The organism is Komagataeibacter kakiaceti JCM 25156, from assembly GCF_000613305.1.
The window spans coordinates 68,447-87,178 of the sequence record NZ_BAIO01000001.1 but is presented as its reverse complement, the minus strand read 5'-3'; the positions used below and the strand labels follow the sequence as shown (position 1 = coordinate 87,178).

General features: G+C 59.6%; 20 protein-coding genes and 1 pseudogene. 4 read left to right on the top strand and 17 right to left on the bottom strand.

Features of this window, described 5'->3' with window-relative positions:
* Nucleotides 1-30: 30 nt before the first annotated feature.
* The 8 genes and pseudogenes from motA to JCM25156_RS20315 form a co-directional block, all read right to left on the bottom strand.
* Nucleotides 31-909 (bottom strand): annotated as a pseudogene (gene motA, locus JCM25156_RS20335) (flagellar motor stator protein MotA).
* 59 nt (nucleotides 910-968) lie between these two features.
* Nucleotides 969-1,847 (bottom strand): OmpA family protein, encoded by an 879-nt coding sequence (locus JCM25156_RS26900; RefSeq protein WP_148299253.1) that lies wholly within the window; start codon nucleotides 1,845-1,847, stop codon nucleotides 969-971.
* Between the two features lie 11 nt (nucleotides 1,848-1,858).
* On the bottom strand, nucleotides 1,859-2,149 hold the full coding sequence (locus JCM25156_RS27330; RefSeq protein WP_034957839.1) for a flagellar motor protein MotB: 291 nt from the start codon (nucleotides 2,147-2,149) through the stop codon (nucleotides 1,859-1,861).
* Nucleotides 2,150-2,166: 17 nt separating this feature from the next.
* Nucleotides 2,167-2,781 (bottom strand): hypothetical protein, encoded by a 615-nt coding sequence (locus tag JCM25156_RS20320; RefSeq protein WP_306301723.1) that lies wholly within the window; start codon nucleotides 2,779-2,781, stop codon nucleotides 2,167-2,169.
* On the bottom strand, nucleotides 2,778-2,930 hold the full coding sequence (locus tag JCM25156_RS32290; RefSeq protein ID WP_306301722.1) for a hypothetical protein: 153 nt from the start codon (nucleotides 2,928-2,930) through the stop codon (nucleotides 2,778-2,780). Before JCM25156_RS32290 ends, JCM25156_RS20320 begins: the two co-directional genes overlap by 4 nt.
* A gap of 263 nt (nucleotides 2,931-3,193) precedes the next feature.
* Nucleotides 3,194-3,613 (bottom strand): flagellar FliJ family protein, encoded by a 420-nt coding sequence (locus JCM25156_RS00425; RefSeq protein WP_221228931.1) that lies wholly within the window; start codon nucleotides 3,611-3,613, stop codon nucleotides 3,194-3,196.
* Nucleotides 3,613-4,992: a flagellar protein export ATPase FliI gene (gene fliI, locus JCM25156_RS00420; RefSeq protein ID WP_051577435.1), complete on the bottom strand. Its 1,380-nt coding sequence runs from the start codon at nucleotides 4,990-4,992 to the stop codon at nucleotides 3,613-3,615. Before fliI ends, JCM25156_RS00425 begins: the two co-directional genes overlap by 1 nt.
* Nucleotides 4,993-5,120: 128 nt before the next feature.
* Nucleotides 5,121-5,771: a DUF1217 domain-containing protein gene (locus tag JCM25156_RS20315; RefSeq protein WP_242402343.1), complete on the bottom strand. Its 651-nt coding sequence runs from the start codon at nucleotides 5,769-5,771 to the stop codon at nucleotides 5,121-5,123.
* Nucleotides 5,772-6,218: 447 nt separating this feature from the next.
* On the opposite strand from JCM25156_RS20315, the gene JCM25156_RS00410 reads away from it, so the two are divergent.
* A complete protein-coding gene (locus JCM25156_RS00410; protein WP_025811496.1) occupies nucleotides 6,219-6,734 on the top strand; it encodes a hypothetical protein in 516 nt (171 codons plus the stop codon).
* A 209-nt stretch (nucleotides 6,735-6,943) separates the two neighbouring features.
* Here the strand turns inward: JCM25156_RS00410 and JCM25156_RS00405 are convergent, their stop codons facing one another.
* The 3 genes from JCM25156_RS00405 to JCM25156_RS00395 form a co-directional block, all read right to left on the bottom strand.
* Nucleotides 6,944-8,038, bottom strand: coding sequence for a flagellin (locus JCM25156_RS00405; RefSeq protein ID WP_025811495.1), 1,095 nt, complete (start codon nucleotides 8,036-8,038; stop codon nucleotides 6,944-6,946).
* A 20-nt stretch (nucleotides 8,039-8,058) separates the two neighbouring features.
* Nucleotides 8,059-9,603 carry a flagellar hook-associated protein FlgK gene (gene flgK, locus JCM25156_RS00400; protein ID WP_025811493.1) on the bottom strand — a complete coding sequence of 515 codons (1,545 nt, stop codon included), beginning with the start codon at nucleotides 9,601-9,603 and terminating at the stop codon, nucleotides 8,059-8,061.
* Nucleotides 9,604-9,775: 172 nt separating this feature from the next.
* Nucleotides 9,776-10,519, bottom strand: a complete 744-nt coding sequence (locus JCM25156_RS00395; RefSeq protein WP_025811492.1) for a flagellar hook basal-body protein — start codon at nucleotides 10,517-10,519, stop codon at nucleotides 9,776-9,778.
* 365 nt (nucleotides 10,520-10,884) lie between these two features.
* Here JCM25156_RS00395 and flgG point away from each other — a divergent pair, with 365 nt between their 5' ends.
* Genes flgG through flgH form a run of 3 tightly spaced genes read left to right on the top strand, consistent with a single transcriptional unit; the run spans nucleotide 10,885 to nucleotide 13,453 of the window.
* Nucleotides 10,885-11,670 carry a flagellar basal-body rod protein FlgG gene (gene flgG, locus JCM25156_RS00390; RefSeq protein WP_025811490.1) on the top strand — a complete coding sequence of 262 codons (786 nt, stop codon included), beginning with the start codon at nucleotides 10,885-10,887 and terminating at the stop codon, nucleotides 11,668-11,670.
* 46 nt (nucleotides 11,671-11,716) lie between these two features.
* Nucleotides 11,717-12,694, top strand: a complete 978-nt coding sequence (flgA, locus tag JCM25156_RS00385) for a flagellar basal body P-ring formation chaperone FlgA (RefSeq protein WP_051577434.1) — start codon at nucleotides 11,717-11,719, stop codon at nucleotides 12,692-12,694.
* Nucleotides 12,695-12,748: 54 nt separating this feature from the next.
* Nucleotides 12,749-13,453: a flagellar basal body L-ring protein FlgH gene (gene flgH, locus JCM25156_RS00380; protein WP_233059521.1), complete on the top strand. Its 705-nt coding sequence runs from the start codon at nucleotides 12,749-12,751 to the stop codon at nucleotides 13,451-13,453.
* A 120-nt stretch (nucleotides 13,454-13,573) separates the two neighbouring features.
* Here flgH and fliP read toward each other — a convergent pair whose 3' ends face one another.
* From fliP to fliF, 6 genes are all read right to left on the bottom strand, one after another.
* Complete coding sequence (fliP, locus tag JCM25156_RS00375; protein WP_148299251.1) at nucleotides 13,574-14,269, bottom strand: flagellar type III secretion system pore protein FliP; 696 nt, start codon at nucleotides 14,267-14,269, stop codon at nucleotides 13,574-13,576.
* 106 nt (nucleotides 14,270-14,375) lie between these two features.
* A complete protein-coding gene (locus JCM25156_RS00370) occupies nucleotides 14,376-14,738 on the bottom strand; it encodes a flagellar biosynthetic protein FliO (protein ID WP_025811483.1) in 363 nt (120 codons plus the stop codon).
* A 2-nt stretch (nucleotides 14,739-14,740) separates the two neighbouring features.
* Nucleotides 14,741-15,103, bottom strand: coding sequence for a flagellar motor switch protein FliN (gene fliN / locus JCM25156_RS00365; RefSeq protein WP_025811481.1), 363 nt, complete (start codon nucleotides 15,101-15,103; stop codon nucleotides 14,741-14,743).
* Nucleotides 15,072-15,791 (bottom strand): FliH/SctL family protein, encoded by a 720-nt coding sequence (locus JCM25156_RS20310; protein WP_148299250.1) that lies wholly within the window; start codon nucleotides 15,789-15,791, stop codon nucleotides 15,072-15,074. Before JCM25156_RS20310 ends, fliN begins: the two co-directional genes overlap by 32 nt.
* A gap of 73 nt (nucleotides 15,792-15,864) precedes the next feature.
* Nucleotides 15,865-16,917 carry a flagellar motor switch protein FliG gene (gene fliG, locus JCM25156_RS00355; protein WP_025811479.1) on the bottom strand — a complete coding sequence of 351 codons (1,053 nt, stop codon included), beginning with the start codon at nucleotides 16,915-16,917 and terminating at the stop codon, nucleotides 15,865-15,867.
* 2 nt (nucleotides 16,918-16,919) lie between these two features.
* Nucleotides 16,920-18,515, bottom strand: coding sequence for a flagellar basal-body MS-ring/collar protein FliF (fliF, locus tag JCM25156_RS00350; RefSeq protein ID WP_025811478.1), 1,596 nt, complete (start codon nucleotides 18,513-18,515; stop codon nucleotides 16,920-16,922).
* Nucleotides 18,516-18,732 lie beyond the last annotated feature (217 nt).

The window sequence follows — 18,732 nt, the reverse complement described above, 5'->3', positions numbered from 1 at the left end:
CTCCGTGCTCCTGGCTGCATTCCCATCCGGTCAGGCCGTGCCTGTCGGCGGGTTTGTTGATTCCGAAAGAATGGAATCAAGTTCACTGAACGTAGGCATGAAGCGTGCGGTATATCCTTGCGCCCGATTTCCGCACTGACCTGGGGCGGATTACCCTGCAGATGGGCCACGAGAACGATTCTGATAATATCAGGGTAACGACCATCCTGCAGTATCACATCGCGCATCCTTCCCGCCAGTGGGGCCACGACACCATAGGACAGAAGCACGCCAAGGAAGGTGCCCACCAGCGCGCCACCGATCATGGCGCCCAGAATGGCGGGGGGCTTGCTGATTGACGCCATCGTCTTGATCACGCCCAGCACGGCGGCCACGATACCCAGCGCCGGCAGCGTCCGCGATGCTCTGCAGACACTCCGACATGTGCAGCTTTTCCGTGATGTTCTTCTTGAGCTCACGCGCCATCACTTCATCAAGCTGATAGGCGTCTCCCATGTTGAGGCTGACCAGGCGGAGATAGTCGCAGATCATGTTGCGAACTTCTATGTCGTCACGGACGCCGGGGGACATGGCGAAGATGCTGCTTTCCGCCGGGTTCTCGATATGCTCTTCCAGCGCCATGTTGCCCTTGGCCTGCGCAAGGCGCGTGAAGCGGAAAAGCGTGACCAGCAGCTCAAGATAGGCCGCCTTGTCATACCGCGCGCCGTGGAGCGTCAGTTTCAGGTAGCCGGGCGCCTGCTTGAGCGCCTCCTTGGAATTGCCCATCACGAATATTCCAAGGGCCGCGCCAACGATTGTCAGCAGTTCGAAGGGCATGGACTTGGCCAGGGGCGCCAGCGCCCCACCGGACGCTACGAACGAACCAAAGACACAGAGCAGCGCAAAGAAGAGCCCCCCGAGGAAAAGCATTTAGCAGTCTCCACTTTCATCCACTTGGGCCGCATGGCAGAGGTTCCCCCAACGGCGCTTTACAGTCTTTCTACGCAACATTTTTCGGCTTTGATAGTAAGGAACCCCCATTCCGCCGGGAGCTGGCCCTGTTTATTTCGGCGCTCCCGCGCCTGTTTTCCCGCCGGTCTGCGCCGGTGCCGCTGCCGGAGCCGATGCCGGAAGGGGCTGGCGCCGGTATCAGGCGTAATGCTGGTTTCCGGGTCAGGATAGCGTTTGTGCAGGATGATCACGACCCTGCGGTTCCCGGCGGCAGACGGGTCGGACGGGATCGCCAGATCCCGGTCCGCGCGGCCGGATACATCCAGAATGTTACGATCCGGGTAACCGGAGCGCACAAGCACTTCCCGGGCATGATCGGCCCGCAGCGCGGAGAGGGTCCAGTTGGACATGCCCCATTTGCTGTTCCCATCCCGATAGGGAGCGGCATCGGTATAACCGATAATGGATATGCGTTCGGGCATGGATGCGAGCCAGGCGCCGATCTGCGCCAGCATCTGGCTGCCCAGGCGGTTGGGGGCGGCCGATCCGCTATCGAACATCGGCGCGTTACTGGCGTCGTGCAGCTCGATACGGATGTCGTCGCGTTCGACATGAACGGACATGTTGGGAGCGGACGCCTTGAGTTCAGGGTTTTCCTGAACCGCCTTCTGCAGGCCCGCGGCCATCTGCGCGATCCTGGCCTGTTCGTACGCCGCCGCCACCGGGTTTTCCGCGCCCACGTAGCCTACGCTCTTGGCCGCGCCGCTCTGTGGCCCCCCGATCGGTATGATCGCGGGAGAGGAAGGGGTAAGCTGCGTCTTGATGCCGCGCGTAATGTCATCGGAACTGCTCCCGTCCGGCAGCGATGTCTGGGGGGTATCACGCCCCCCTTTGTCACCATTCTGTTCCGGTTCCACCGTTTTGCCATCTATGACGCGCCGGACCACAGTGCCGCCCGTAAGGGGGAGGGATCAACGTCCAGCATCGCATCCGTGGACTGGAGGTGGGCCCCCTTTTCCGCCATGGGATTGAAGAAGGCCGCAATACCCGCGCGCTGCTCGTCGGTGGTCGCGTTGAGCAGCCACATGACAAGGAAGAACGACATGAGGGCGGTCATGAAATCGCCGTAGGCAATCTTCCATGCGCCGCCGTGATGTCCACCCTGTTCTTCGTCATCACCCCGTTTGATTATGATGGGATGGTTATCGTTCTTTGCCATATGGTGCTATCGCTGTCTCATGCGCCCTTGTATTGTGCCGTACCGACGCGACACGACGGGTTGCCACGGAATGAGGCGCGTCCAGCATGCGTCAGGGAGAGGGAAGTATCCACCCAGACTTCTCCCCCGATTTCGCGCCAGCGGCGGCAGAAGGTGAAATCCTCGCTCAGATAGGTTCCGGTATCGGGGTCGATGCTGCCATCGAACAGGGCATGATAAAGGCCATTCCCCTCGCTGCCGGGCGCGTCGATGCGGCGGTACGCCGTTTCGGGGTAGCTCTTGACCATCATGGCGACCGCCTTGCGGCTGATCATCATGAAGCCCGTCCCGGCATAATGGGTTTTGAGAAGGGGGCCCTTCTCCCAGGTCTGATGCATGGCTTCCGTCTCGCCCACATAGCGCAGGGACGCGGTTTCCTGTGATTCACCATGCAGCATGTTTTCCTGCGTCGCCTTGTCCCAGAACCGGTCCCGGATTGGGTAAAGGCCGGCGATGAGATCCTTGTCGGCCGCCAGAAGCCGGGCGGGCGCTTCCGCCGGGAAGCCGATATCGGCATCGATGAACAGGATATGGGAGGCGTCGGACAACACGAGGAATTTGTGCAGCAGGGTGTTGCGGGCCCGGGAAATCATGCGTCGTCACCCAGCAGGGAGAGGGTCATCGGAACCCGCAGGACGCTGGCGCAGGCGACTATGGATTCCATGTATTCCTGCGTGACCATGCCACCGAAACATGGCGTGGCGATAAATATCTTCGTATCCGGCTGCTGTGTCTGTTGCATGTACTTTCCCAATTGCTCCTGGCCATCGATATAATCGGATTGTCCCAAATACGATTATATTGCGCTCTCTTTTAAGAGAGCGATAGCGGGCACTCTCCACTTTCTCAAGGATCAAACCTGTCGAAGGCCGCAATAAAGTCGCCGCAGGAACAGGAATTATAATGGACCGGGTCTGCCTCCTGTAAAACGGCGGGCGAAATGCGCGACATGTTCCGGGCCTTCGGCCGCCCCGTTACGAAACCGATATCGCCATGGGCCGGCGGTCAGGTCGTTTTGTTCCGCCGGGAAAGATCGTCGATTTCGGCCTGTTCGCGGCGGGCGAGGGTTTCCTTTTCTTCCGCCAGCCGCCTATCCATGATCGCCTGTGCGGCTTTCTGGGCCGCATTGGCCTGTATCAGGGCTTCACGCGCCTGATCGGATGCCTGCCGGACAGGGATCAGGGCCTGCCGGGCCCGTTCGACGGCTTCCTTTCCCGCTGGCAGCCATGCGCGGAAATCATCCATCGCGACCTGTCCGGAAACCGCCTTGACCTGCTCGCTCTCGATGAGGGCGCGCTGTCTTTCCACCTGGGCGATGGCGGCGTTTTCCCTGCTCATCGCTTCGGACAATGCGCTTTTCGCCTGATCCACTTCCGTCTGCCTGAGTCGGATCAGGGCCTGTAACGCCCGCGTTCTGGCGTCCATCACGAAGCCGGGGACGGCGGTGCAAGGGCATGGGCCAATGCATCAAAGCTTTCGGCCAGCGTGGCTCTTTCGTTGCGCCCCTGCTTCAGCACCTCTTCAATGGCGGGCGCCACGCGAATGGCCTTGTCCACCTTGGGGTCGTTTCCCGCGCGGTAGGCGCCCAGACGGACCATGTCCTGCATTTCATCCCATGTGGCAAGGTCGGCCCGCGCTTCCTGCACGAGCCTGTTTTCCTCGGGGGAGTTGCATCCGGGCACGGTGCGCGACAGGGAGCGCAGGACATTGACCGCCGGGTAGCGGCCAGCTTCCGCGATCCGGCGCTCCATGACAACATGACCGTCAAGAATACCACGGACAGCATCGGCAACCGGTTCGTTGTGGTCGTCGCCTTCAACCAGGACCGAGAACATGGCCGTGATCTGGCCGGCCTTTCCATCCGGGCCGACAGCGCCGGGGCCCGCGCGCTCCAGAAGGCGCGGAAGTTCGGCAAATACGCTTGGGGGATAACCACGGGTCGCGGGTGGTTCACCCGATGACAGGCCGATTTCACGCAGGGCCTGACAGAACCGGGTGACACTGTCCATGAGGATGAGGACGGACTTTCCCTGATCGCGAAAATATTCGGCCGTGGCCATGGCGGTATAGGCGGCTTCCCGGCGCATGAGCGGGGAGGAATCCGATGTCGCGACAACGACAACCGATCTGGCCAGCCCCTCGAGGCCGAGATCATCCTCGATGAATTCCCGGACCTCCCGGCCACGTTCCCCCACCAGGGCAATCACCGCGACATCACAGGCCGTATAACGGGCAAGCATGCCCATCAGGGTGGACTTTCCCACGCCGGAGCCTGCAAACAGCCCTAGCCTCTGTCCCTGGCGGCAGGTTGTAAACAGGTTGAGCACCCGTACCCCAAGATCAATACGGGGGCCTAGTCGCGCCCGGCGCGCGGCCTCTGGCGGCGGGGCATGCAGGCGTTGCGGCGTTCCGTCCGGGGGTAGCGGGCCCTTTCCATCCACGGGGCGGCCCATCGGGTCAATAACCCGCCCCTGCCAGCCATCATTGACCAACAGGGTGCCCCCGGCCCGGCGTGTTCTTTCGGCCGGATCGAACAGACTGAATGTCGCCCGGCAGCCGGAGCCGATCCCTTCCAGTGATCCATAAGGCATGGCGATGGCCGTCTCGCCACGAAAGGCGACGATTTCCGCATCGGTCTTACGGCCGTCCAGACCGAGAATGGATACGCGGTCACCCACGCCGGTAAAGTCCGCCAGCCCGCTGAGGGAGACGGACAGGCCGGAAAGCCCTGTTACCTGACCTTCGAGAACACCGATGGGCACATCATGCCGTGGCGTTGCCACGACCCCCCGGATCGCTTCCATAATGCCGGGCACACCAGCCATCATCTCGACAAACGGAGACGCGGCGGCTGTTTCGTCACTCATTGAGGTTACCTGCACCGGGAACCCGCAGGCCCCGGTCCGGACATGTCAGTCCCGTCATTCAAAACCTAAAAGAGCCCGGAATAGATGCTGCCGGATGAGGACGAGGAACCATTCGTGTCAAACAACGCAATGATCCCTTCATCGCTGTTATCCCCACCAAACAGGTCCAGCATGGTCGTCGGTTTATCCGGTGTCTGCGGATTGATCTGAAGCATGGCGAGATACTGCTCGGCATATCTCTGGATCCCGTCCGAGGTAGAGAAGTCCGTCAGGTTGACCTTGTTCTTCAGCAGAGCGACCTGCTCGTCGTAATCAAGCACACCAAACTGGTCAGGGTCGTAACCGGAAACCGTCTCCACCACTTTCAGCAATGTTGAATCCGACATGATCTGTGACAGGGTCGTGCTGCTGGTCATCGTCCGGGTGAAATAGAGCGCGTTGCCTACCCCGGTATCCTGATTCTGATCGTCGTCTTCGTACTCGCTGTATTCGAATTTTGACACGATCGAGCTGATCGTATCCGACGTGAACGGCGTCGCACTCGCCGTTCCGCCATTTGAGCCCCATGTGCTGAACGCATCGGCAAAAGCGAGCCAGGTCGCATTGCCCGATGACTTCGCAAGCGATTTGGAAGAGGTAGGATCCTGCGTCAACAGATCCTTGACCAGCGCCGTCTCCCCGGAAATGGAGCTGAGACCATAGGCGCCAAGAACCACCTGCAATGCTGAATAATTCTTGAGAAGACCGTCCGCCGATGTGATGGAGGGCGCGTCCTTCTCGAAGCTGGAGACTTCGCGGGTAACCGTGGCGTCCGTCTTTGCATAGGTCGCCGCCGCGGTGCTTCATCCTTCTCGGCGCTAAGATACAGGGACACTGGAGAGACATTGCTGATGCTCATCAGTTCAATCCTTCATTCGTGGTCCGCACGCAGTACCCGGCGCTCTGGCAAAAAATCAGCATGCAAATTTTAGCTGATCGTATCACATAGTCAGCGTCAGGGGAACACGGACCTCAGGCAGCGGGGGGCGGGCTTGCCCCATGCGGCCCCAGACGGGACTTTTTATTCATTCTTCTCTACCGTATCCTGTCCACTACATGTTGTGGGAGCAGATGCCTGTTTCCTGACAGCGATCCCGCCGACCAGATCAAGGCCCATTCCCCGCATGCCCGACAGCCAGTTCACCCCACAGAAGTTTTCCGACAGCCTGGCCGGGAAACCGCGGCGCTACATTACGGCGGCCATGGCCGCGTTCCTCACCGCCAGTCTGGCGGGGTGCGGGGCGCCAGCCAAGCCGTATCTGGACGAGGGCACGACACTGTCACGGGCTGGCTTCATTGCCCATCCGGGGGATACGACGGCACGCTATGCCATGATGAACACGTTGCCCCCGGGGCAGGTAACATATCGTCCCTCTCCCACGGGGCTTATCTATCTTTACGCCGATCCGATCGGGTGTGGCTGCGTCTATATGGGATCGGAAGCCGCGTACCGGACGCTGACCGGACTGGTCAGCGCATCCAACACGAAGGGAAAGAAATCCTCGCAGTTTTTGCTGGATTTGCGGGAGATGGCGGCAGAAAACAGGCGTGATACGGCTTTATGGGACTGGAGCGCGTGGTCGTCCAACGCCGACCCGGGCGGCAATCAGCCGCGTCATGTGATCGGTGGATACTGGTAAGGAAGTTGTTGGTGAAGCTTTTTTCAAAAAGCTTCAGGAAGACGTCGCCTTTTTGAAAAAAGGCGACACCCAAAAACTTTTATTGTTTCTTATCAATGAGTTGTTGTTGTACAGATTTTCTGGGGCGGATACCTATGCCCACATAAAGGCAAAATTCGGTGGCCTGTCCTTTCCCGATCAGGAGAGGACAGGCCAGACTTCCGCAATAATCAGATATAGTTCGCCAGAGACAGGTTCTTCATGTCCGAGACAAGGGTATAGGACGCCTGCAATCGGGTGTTGAGAGCGGATGTCTGGGTCGCGACCGAGGCAATATCCGCATCCCGTGCGTTTGAAAGCTGCGTTTTCATCATGCTTTGCATGCTCGACAGGAGAGTCGTTTGTGAGGTCAGGTTATCCTGTGTCACACCGACTGACGATTCCATATCCGTAAGCTGTGCAATCGTGCTCTGAAGGGACGTGTGCAACTGGCTGACCAGATCGGAATAGCCGCTGGTCGAACTCGACATGCCAGACATGGAAGAGACAACCATCATATCGCGCATCAGGTCATAGATGGGAGAACCGGTGGAGGGCGAGCTCGAAGCCAGACCACTCCCCTGTGTCGCGACAACCCCCACTTCGGTTGCTGTATTGCTCCCCGTCAGAACCGATTTCTGAAGGGAGGCCGCCTTCTCCGTAATGGTCTCATCCCCGGAAAGACTGGTCAGGCTGGAGGAGAAAACCGAACTTATGTCACTGTTCGCCGCATTCGTGGCCGCCGTCATGACGGATGACGCGCCAGATGTGCCGAGCGTGCTGACGGATGCGGCGATGGCGGTCGCCAGTGAGCCACTGGCAAGCGAACTGGCGTTCGTGATCGGGGGTTCGGTTGAATCCTGCCCGGCAAAGACGTACCCCGTACCGTCCGAAGTATTGAGTGTGGTGGCAAGATCCGTCAGCGCGGACTGGGCCTCGGTGGCTACGGACGAGACCGTGGAACTCGTTGAGGATCCGGTGATGCTGAGAATATTCGTATCCAGGGTCTGGGCCAGGGAAACGATCTGGTTGAGCGCAGTGGACGAGACGGTCAGGCTGTTCTGCGCGGTGGTGATGTTACTCTGCCAGGCCGCAACCTGCGTAATCTGGGGGGTGATGCTCAGGGCGGCGGTCCGGTTCGAACCAAGCCCGGCATAGGTTTCCGACAGCGTACCCGCCGAAGTCTCCCACGAAAGGGTCTCCTGGGTCTGTGTCATACTGTCGATCCCGGCGTCGAGGATCAGAAACGCGCCGGAATCACCATATTGCCCTACGGAAGTGCTCATGACTGTCTTTCCCTCCCTGCCTAGTCGATCGCGTCGAGTAGTGCGGTGAACATCGACTGTACTGCGGTTATGACCTTGGCATTGGCGGTATAGGCATTCTGCAGTGAGACAATCTTTGACATTTCATTATCCACGTTCACGCCGGAAACATTGGAGACACTGGTCTGCAATGTCGTCTGGACCGATGTGGCAGAGGTTAGGCCATCAGTGGCCTGAGAAATGGTCGATGCCTGATTGGATGTGAGGGAGGTCGCCAGGGCAACCAGACCCTGCGTTCCCGAATATCCGGTGGACAACGATCCCGTCGGCCCCAGATCAGCAGACGGCGCCTCCAGGCTGCCGCTCACATCATCCGTGCTGGTTCCGAATGCCGTGCTCAGGACATTGGTAATGGCAGTTATATCGCCCGTCGTCCCCGTGCTGCTATCTGTTGTCAGCTTTGAAGGGGTATCCACATATGTCGAATTGACGCTCAGCGTCGATGACAGGCCAACTATGCCCGCCGGGGTTTCCTGTGTCGTATTGGATGACGGCAGATTACCGGTTCCATCCGTGAACAGCTCAAGCCCGGCGCTGTTGAACCGTGTGGCCAGCGTGGAAGAGAGTGAGTCAAGCTGGGCCTGCATCTGTGGATAGGTCACATCGCGCAGCGTGATGTTCGCCCCCAGCGTCCCGCCCGTAAGGTGGGAGGTGATGTCCTTACCCCCCAGCGTAATCCCGGGAATCTGCGAGGAGGAGTCTCCGGCGCTGTAGTAATCCGCTGTTGTGAGGGACATATCGGACGTGGAGAGTGGCCATGTCGAACTGGGAAGGGTAACGCTCGTATCGCTCTGCCCCATCTGGTCCGGACGGGTGGGAAGCTCGGTCCCGTCCGCGGTCCGGACAACCATGTCGCCATTCGAGGTTTCGGAAAATGTCACCGACAGTTCGGAAGACAGGTCGGTCATGATCCCGAGGCGCTGGTTCTCCAGATCGGCCGTATCCGCGCCACTCGCCTTGAGGCTCATGATCTGCTTGGACAGCGCGCCGATATTCGTCAGATCCGAATTGATGGTGGAGACCGTGGAAACCACGTTGTCTTCCGCGCTCTGGCGCTGCTGTGTGTAGGTCGTGGAAAGCGTATTGATGGAGGAGGTGAGGGACTGCGCACTGGAGATGACGCTCGCCTGGGCGGAACTGTCCAGCGGGGTCGAGGTCAGTGTCGTCAGGGCGCTCTGTACATTACCGATCAGGTCGGAAAGCGTATCCGTGCTGCCTGAATCCGCCGATGTCGAACCCTGAAGGGCCGAGACAGCGGCAAGCGAGTTGCTTGTCGCCGTATAGGAGGCGACCTGGGCATTCTGGTTGTACAGCGCGGTCTGCAGCGCCGTGTTCACATTCAGGGTCGTCGCGGCGACCCGGACACCTGTTCCGCTGTTACCCGCCACGGCCGAGGAGACATTGGCCGTTTCGCTGACATATCCCGACGTTCCCGAATTGGAAACGTTCTGGGACGTTACGGCCAGCTCATAATCAATCGCGCTCAGTCCGCTATTGGCTATTGATAGCGATGATCCCAGATCCATGTCATTCCCCGCACGCCGGTCACGGCCATGTATTCCCATGTAACCAGACCAATGTATGCCGGGCGGCAGGGCTGATTACAAGGCCTATTGCATTCTGGCGGCGCTTGGAAAGCAGGGGAAGACAGGCCGGATTACCCATATATCGGCCTGCTTTGAAAACGATACGCCCGTATCAGGTGCTCGGCTGGGCGGTGATCTTGTCGATCGCGTTCATGTAACGGGTGGATTCCGTCTGCACGAGCTGGAAATTCAGGTCGTAATCGCGCTGGATCTCGACCATACGCGTGGTTTCGCTGATGGAATTCACGTTGCTGGATTCAAGCATCCTCTGCCGTATTTCCGTCTGCGCCACGGCATGGGTACGGGTCGTGGGCTTGAGCAGATAGTCACCTTCCGGCTGCAGGGTGTTAAGGTTGTCAACGGTTACGATGCCAATGTTCGCGATTCGTCCATCTTCGGTCGATATTGTTCCGTCCGATGCGACCGATACGATATCATCCTGCTGCGCGACCACGATATTCTGGCCCTGCCGGTCAAGAAGGGGGTTCCCGGCTCCATCGACAATCGTTCCATCCACCCGGCGGTGGAACTGCCCATTACGGGTCAGCCGCACGCCCTGCGCCGTACGTACGGAAAAGTAGCCTTCGCCATTGATGGCGAAATCCGTCAGGTTTCCCGTCTGCCGCAATGCCCCCTGCATATGGTCCTGGTAGGTGGCCAGATCCTGCGTGAACGCCTCGTCCCGGCCCCCGGGCACTTCATGGCTGCCCTTCTGGTGAACGAGGTAGTCCGAGAAAATCTGCCGTGTCGCCTTGAACCCGTCCGTATTGGCGTTGGCCAGGTTCGAGGCGGCCACATCGAGAGCACGTGTCAGCGTATCGATACGCGACAGGGCGATATATGTCGTGTTCTCCAAGCGTCTGTCTCCAGCAGGGGCACGCGTTTACGACAAGCGGCCGATCACCACGCCAGCCCGTCCCGGCTGCCGCGCCACAACGGGCGCGCCGTGAAATTCTGGCGATCGGGCAATGATATTGGATCAGCGACGGAACGGCAAGATTCCAGGCATGCCTGCATATCCACATCCTGCCGGCGTCAATCCGGTACCCATCTTTTCAGAAAATGCCTTGCCATGACCGTAACGTGGTTTTACCTGTATCTCAAGCATGCATGGCGCGGATGTGATCCGGCTATATATGCATGGCATGTCATTCCATCGTCGATGATCGTGATGGATGGCCATGAAAAGTGCAGCACACCCCGGAGGCCTGTCCGCCCATGATGCGTTCCCTTGATATCGCCGGTACGGGCATGCAGGCCCAGACCGCGAATGTTGAGACGATTTCCAACAACATCGCCAACATGACGACCACGGGCTACAAGCGCCGTCGTGCCGAATTTCAGGATCTCATCTATCAGGATCTCCGCCGTGTCGGAACCATGAGTTCCGATACGGGCGACCTTGTGCCGGCTGGCGCCCAGATCGGTCTTGGTGTCCGCACCGCGGGGATTTACCGGATCAACGAACAGGGCACGCTTGAGCAGACCAGCAACGCGCTCGATCTGGCCATCGAGGGCCGGGGCTATTTCCGTGTGACGCTGCCCTCGGGTGAATATGCCTATACCCGTGACGGCACCTTCTCCCTGTCGGATGACGGCACCATCGTTACGGCGGATGGCTATCCCCTCAGCCCCGATATTTCCCTGCCGAACAACGCCGAAAACATCACGGTGGATCAGACCGGGCAGGTTCAGTACACCGTGTCGGGCACGACAACGGCGCAGGTTGCCGGTCAGATCCAGCTCATCACCTTCCAGAACGAGAATGGTCTGGCCGCGATGGGTCAGAACCTGTTCGAGGCCACGACATCATCCGGTGACCCGATCACCGGCACCCCGCAGAGCACGGGGTTCGGGTCCATCCGTCAGGGTTTTGTGGAAGAATCCAACGTCAACGTGGTGACCGAAATCACGGATCTCATCACCGCCCAGCGTGCATATGAAATGAACAGCAAGGTCATCACCGCTTCCGATGAAATGCTTCAGACGCTGACAAACCTGAAATAACATGCGCGTGCGGGCAGCAGTCGCCGTAGCGATCGCCGCGGGCATCGTGACTTTACACATTTCAGGCGGATCGGCGGCAACGCTGCGGAACACCTCTATCGTCACTACCGATAATGTAAAACTGTCGGATCTGTTTGCCGATCTGGATCCCGGTCAGGACCGCGTGCTGGGACCGGCCCCGGCCCCGGGTGGCAGCATCCATGTGGGCGGGCGGCAGTTGATCGCCATTGCCGATCAGTATGGCGTTGACTGGCTTGACCAGTCGCCATCGGCGCTGGCGACAGTCACACGTTCAGGCCGTGTCCTGGACAGGGATTTTTTTATCGACCTGATAAGGAAAAGCGTGCCCGACGTTGGCAGCGGCCCTGTTTCCATTGATCTTGTCGACTTTCATCCCATGATCGTCGCACCGGATGACCGTAATCCGGTCATCATGACCGATGTGGACTGGGACCAGAAATCCGGGCGTTTTTCGGCCACGGTCTACCGGACCCATCCCATCGGGGATGTCACGCAGGATTCATTCCTGCTGATCGGGACCGTCCATGCCTCACAGACCACGCTTGTCTTTTCCCACCCCATGGCCGCGGGATCGGTGATCTCACCACAGGATGTACGTATCGGGGAGTCCAGCACCGAATACACATCGGGAAGGATATTCACCGATGAAACCGAGGTGGATGGCATGACGCTCCTGCATGATGCCACGACCGGAGAGCCTGTTCTGGACCGCGATCTGCACCGGACCATCCTCATGCATAAGGGCGATCCCATCCTGATCGTTTACATCGTGCCCGGAATTCGGCTGACGGCGACTGGAAAAGCTCTGGAAGACGGCGGGGCCGGTCAGTACGTGAGGGCCCTCAATCTGTCGAGCAATATGGTTGTGACCGGCCGGGTGGCAGGGCCGTCACAGATCGAGATCGAGACCGGATCGGCCGCGGTTCCTTCCGATCCGAACACGTTACGCCGTCTGGCCACATCCAGCCGCGCAAATACGCGGGCGAATTTATCGCTCCGGTAACCGATAATGATCTGGAGAACTCTCTTGACCAAACACCGCCTGTCTGGCGCGATAATGACCGGGTTGCTGTGCCTGTCCGGGTGTTCAGGCCTGTCGGAAATCAGCGAGATGGGCCATCCGCCCCGCATGACCAAAACATCCGACCCGACACAGGCGCCTGATTATCGGCCCGTGACCATGCCCATGCCACCCCTTCAGGCCCCACCGACCGAAGTCGGAAGCCTGTGGCGGCCGGGAAGCCGGGCCTTCTTCAAGGATCAGCGGGCCTCGCAGGCTGGCGACCTTCTTACCATCAAGGTCGAGATCGCCGATAACGCCGCCCTGACGGACGATACATCCGCCAGCGGCAGCGGGTCAGAGGATTTCGGTATTCCCAGCCTCTTTGGTTTCAAGGGGAAGGGGGTATCTCACCTGACCAACTCGGATGCGCTCAGCACGAGTAGCGCCAGCGCCAATCTTGCCGCAGGCTCGATCCGAAGGAACGAGACCGTCACCCTGACCCTGGCCGGAACGATTACCCAGGTCCTTCCGAACGGCAACTTTGTGGTCGTCGCCCGTCAGGAAGTCCGGATCAATGGTGAGCTGCGCCAGCTTCTGGTCAGTGGTGTCGTCAGGCCCCAGGACATTCTGGAAGATAATACCGTGACCCATGACAGGATTGCCGAGGCGAGAATCTCTTACGGCGGCCGGGGCCAGCTTACCAAGATCCAGACGCCGCGATATGGCCAGCAGGTGCTTGATAGCGTTCTGCCGTTCTGATCCGAAGTTGGCGTGTACTGGGGGCGGGAAAGCTCCGGATCAGGGTAGCCATCGCCACATCCTGATCTGAACGGGCTGCCTGCGTCCATATGTCAGGATATTGCCCGCCGTGTAGCGTCCTCAGCCACCGAAACTTCTGACCAGTCCGCCCGCCACCATCTGCCATCCATCGACCATCACGAAGAAAATCAGCTTGAATGGCAGCGAAATGGTAGCCGGTGGCAGCATCATCATGCCAAGGCTCATGAGAACGCTGGATGTCACAATATCAATGACAAGAAACGGCAGGTAGAGCAGGAAGCCCATCTCGAAGCCCCGGCTCAGTTCACCAATCATGAACGCCGGTATGAGCACGCGCCACGGCATGGCGGCCGGTGTGGTCGGTGGGGCTACGTTTGCAAGATGCAGGAACGTGGTGAGATCAGCAGGCCGGGCATTCGCCAGCATGAACCCCCGGAAAGGCTCCGCCGCCGCCGCCAGACCTTCCATTTCACTCACACGGCCATCCATCATGGGGGAAATTCCCTGAACCCATGACTGTTCAAGAACGGGCTGCATGACGAAAAATGTCAGGAATAGCCCAAGCCCGATCAGTACCGTATTGGGGGGCGTGCCCTGCGCCCCGATCGCACCGCGCAGCAGGGACAGGACAATAATGATCCGCGTAAACGCGGTCACCATGACCAGCAGACTGGGCGCCAGCGAAAGAATGGTGATGAGAGCCGTGAGCTGGATCAGGCGGCTGGTCGTGCCCGCGTCGCCCATCCCTTTTCCAAGATCGACCGTCAGGGACTGGGCATGCGCCAGCGTCGGCATGGCCGCCAGGGCAACAACAGCCCCGATACAGGCAAAAAGAACCCCGGTTCTGGCGGCACGTCCCGTAAAAGACGGATATGTCAACGCGTTAGCTCCACTATTCGCATCAATCCGGTGGATTATCAAAGGAACTGGCGGTTCCTGCCTCATCCTCCATCCAGCCCAGAAACACGTCATTCCCGCCCCCGGTCAGGATCAGCCCCTTTTTCCCGCCGCATTTTATGATGCTGATACGCCGGCGCTGATCTATGGCCAGACTTTCAACCACGGCCAGATGACGGGTCTGGCGGCGCCGCGACAGGTAGGGTTCAAGCAGTTGCAACCCATAGCGGCTCAGCAGAATGAGCGCGATGACGATGACAAATGACGCAATCCACGTCAGCCACGCGGTGCCGAACGTTCCCGCGCCATGTGCAAGGGAGCCTGCCTGGGGCGCGGCCAGAACTCCGGTCGCGGGTACTGCGTCCATACCTAGCTGGACGTAGGAGAGGCCGAGAGAATTTCCGTCATCGTGACGCCGATATGATTATCGTCCACGACAACGACCTCACCACGGGCAATCAGCCGGTTATTCGCATAGATATCGACCGCTTCCCCCAGCTTCTTGTCCAGCTCCACGACGGCCCCGCGCCCGAGCCTGAGAAGCTGGCTGACCGGCATGGTCGCCGTGCCGATGACAGCCGTGATCTTTACCGGAATATCATAGACCGCCTCCATCTGGGCGGCCCCGGTCGGTTCCTTCGCGTCCGATGCGGCCGCATCCGCCGCGGGCGGGGTATCCGTCGGGGTCGAAGTGAAATCTTCAAGCCCGATATCCGCGTTGCCTGTGCTCATGGTTCTCTCCGCCTGGTCTATGCTTTCTGCACGTTCCGCCCCCCCCGCTGCTGCGCGAGGCTGTAACGGCGGCAACAATTTTCTCTGCAACAGCTTTACGCCACTGCCCGGGGTCGATGACAATGGTGTTCGCTGCTGATGTAATACGTATTGCATCCTCTGCGGAACCCTTCGTGGCCTCTATCCTGACGGCCGGATTTCCCCGCAGCAGGGTGGTCAGGCGCTGTGCATCGGCGGAATTGCACTGCACTTTCACCGGGCCATCGCATTCCTTGACGAATGCAACCGCATCGAGGATCAGATCCCGCTGCATGCCTGCCACCACGGATCCGTCAAGCGCCGTAAGAGTGCGGACAATATCCACGACTGTCATGAGAAAGGCCTTCGCCGCCGCCATCATGACCTGGTTCCGCCGGTCATTCTCCGCCTTGAATATGTCTGTAAGGGAGGATACGCAGCCAGCATAGTGTTCCTGAAGCGCCTGTTCCCTGTCCTGCTGCCCTTTTTCAAAACCGGCATGAAACGCGGCCTTGCGGATGGCATCGGCTTCCTCGCGCGTCATGGTGATCAGGTTCGGGTCAGGCTCGGGCGTTTCCGGCTGTGCCTCTTCCTTCGCGGCAAGATTGTCCGCCACCGTCATGGGGACAACGCCGAAATCCTCGATATCCGCCAGATCCCGGATCGGCATACCCGCATGGATGGTGGAGGGCCTGTCCGTCGTGGCCTGTGCATGTGGCTAGAAGGGGGAACCGGTGGGGTCGTCACGGTATGATCTCGTCATTGCCGCCATTTTCGGCCAGGTCGATTTCACCGGCATTCGCCATGTTCTTGATGGTGGCGACGATTTCCGTCTGCGCGGCGTCCGCGTCCTTGACGCGCACGGGACCAAGCGCCTCGATCTCTTCCAGCAGAATGTTCCCGGCGCGTTTGGACATGCATTGCAGAAACATCTTCCGCACCGTTTCCGAAGCGCCCTTCAGGGCCAGCGGCAGTTTTTCACGGTTAACCTCGTTGACAATCCGCATGAGGGAGACATGGGGCAGGCGCTTGATATCCTCGAAGGTGAACATGAGCGCCTTCACCTTTTCCATATCCTCGTGATTGCGCTTGTCCATTGACGCCATCAGGCGGGTCTCGGTCTTGCGGTCGAAGTTATTGAAGACTTCCGCCAGAAGCTCGTAGCTGTTCCGCTTCGACGAGCGCCCAAGCGAGGAGATGAACTCGGAACGCAGCGTTGCCTCCACGCTGTCCAGGACTTCCCGCTGCACCGTTTCCATATGCAGGACACGCATCATCACGTCCGTTGCGTAATCTTCCGGCAGCAGCGCGAAAATGCGCGCGGCGTGCGCGGGCTGGAGCCTGCTCAGGATGACGGCGGCCGTCTGCGGATATTCGTTGCGCAGGTAATTGGCGAGAACCGTCTCCTGCACATTGCCGAGCTTGTCCCACATCGTCCTGCCGGCCGGACCACGGATCTCGTCCATGATCTTTTCCACCTGCTCTTCCGGCAGGGCCTTGCGCAGCATTTCCTCCGTGGTCTCGTAGGTTCCGACAAGACCGTCGGACGATTCAAAGTTCCGCGTGAATTCGTGGCAGACCGCCTCCACAATATCGGCCCGCACCAGGCCGAGACCCGCCATGGTGATGGAAATATCGCGGATCTCATCCTCATGCAGCAGTTTCAGGAGCTTCGCCGAACGGTCGCGCCCGACAGCCAGCATGAGGATGGCGGCTTTCTGCCGACCGCTCAGATGCGCGCTAACGGAAGGGGGCGGATTGGCGGAAGCAACCGGGGTTATCGCGGATTCAGCCATATCTAGCCTCCTTTCGTCGGGGTTTCTGGCGCGGCCAGCCAGTTCCGGATGATAAGAATGCTCTCCTCGGGGCTTTCCTCGATACGGTCAGCGACCTTCGTGATCGCTTCCGCACGCATCTTCCCGTCGACGCCTTCAACACTGATCGTACCATCTTCGGATATTTCGGCGGAATCCAGCGGTCCACCCCCGCCACTTATACGGGCAGCGCCTTCCGCTCCGCCAGCCACCCCTTCACGCATATGGCCACCGGCAAGGGCAAGCCCACCCAGTCCGCCACGGCGCAGCATCGGCCGGATGGCAATGTAGATGGCGCCAAGGGCCAGGAGAAGCGGGATGACCCATTCCGCGATATAGATAAGGGTCTCACGGCTCCACAGATTGGTGGCGGGTGTCGAGAAGGCGCCTTCGGCATCCGGCATGAACGGCATGGAGACGACATTGACTTCGTCCCCCCGGCTTTTGTCATAACCGATCGCCGTCTTCGCCAGCGTTGTGATCTGGTCAATCTTGGCGTTGTCGAATGGCTGCCAGACTTCCTTGCCATCCTTGGCCTTGATGAACGAACCGTCCACCATGACCGCAAGGCTGATCCGGGCCAGTCGCGGGCGTGTCTGGCTTATGACACGGACGCGCTTGCCGATCTCGTAATTGTTGGTCTCATCTTCCCGGTCGCCTGTCGAACCGGTCCTGTTATCCTGATTGGCGTTGGCGTTGGGCAGGTTGTTCGCCACCGTGGTATTCGGGTTCGCCTCGGTATTGACGGTCTTGTCCGAGCTTGTCTGCTGGGAGCGCAGGACCTGCTGGTTCGGGTCGTAACTTTCGTCCGTCTCGCGGATTTCGTCCGTGTCCATGGTGACCGCCGCGCGGGCGCGCACATGACCGGCGCCCAGGGTGGGGGTCAGCATATCTTCCACGGCCTGCGCCAGCCGCTGTTCCTCGGCATAGCGAAGTTTGTCCAGCGTGGATTCCTGTCCCGCCGCGCTGTCGGGGTCGCCGGGCCGGGCCAGAACGTCGCCGCGTGTGTCAACGATGGATATGCCCTGCGGGCGCAGGCCCGGAACGGCGGCGGCCACCAGGTTCTGGATGGCCTGAATGCCATCGGGGCTGAAACGGCCCGTCCTGCCTATGTCAAGGACGACACTGGCCTGCGACGGGCTGGTCTGGGTCGAGAAAAGATCCCGGTGCGGCAGGACAAGGTGGACCCTGACGTTACGCACCCCGTGCAGAAGACGGATGGAGCGTTCAAGCTCTCCCTCCATCGCCCGTGTCTCGTTGATCGTCTGTTCAAACTGCGTGCTGGTGAGTGTGCCGCTCTTGTCGAACAGCTCGTAACCGATCGCCCCGCCGGTAGGGAGCCCTTCCTTCGCGAGAAGCAGCCTTGCGGTGGCAACCTTGTCATGAGGAACATAAAGGCTTGTTCCGTCAGGGCTGGTGGTGGAGGCGATATGGGCCTTTCCCAGCTCATCAACCATTTCGGCCGCTTCGCTCAGGTCGATGTCACTGTAAAGCAGCGCCATGGACTGGCCGCTGCTACGGAAAACAAGAAACCCGAGCGTCGAGAGGAGAACCGCGGCCGCGATCCCCAGCGCGGCCAACCGCGTGCGTCCGAGACCCTTCAGCTCGCCAATATATTCTGCATAAGGATAAAGCGCTACTTTATTACAACACGAGAACAGGAAGCCAAAAAATCCTCCAGCGCCTTAACCATTCGATATCCCTGCATCTCGCCTTGCCACTACATTCAGTCATGCCCGTCAGAGCAGCACGGGAGTACTCAGATCTTATGATAACGATGCCTGAACCATAAGGTAA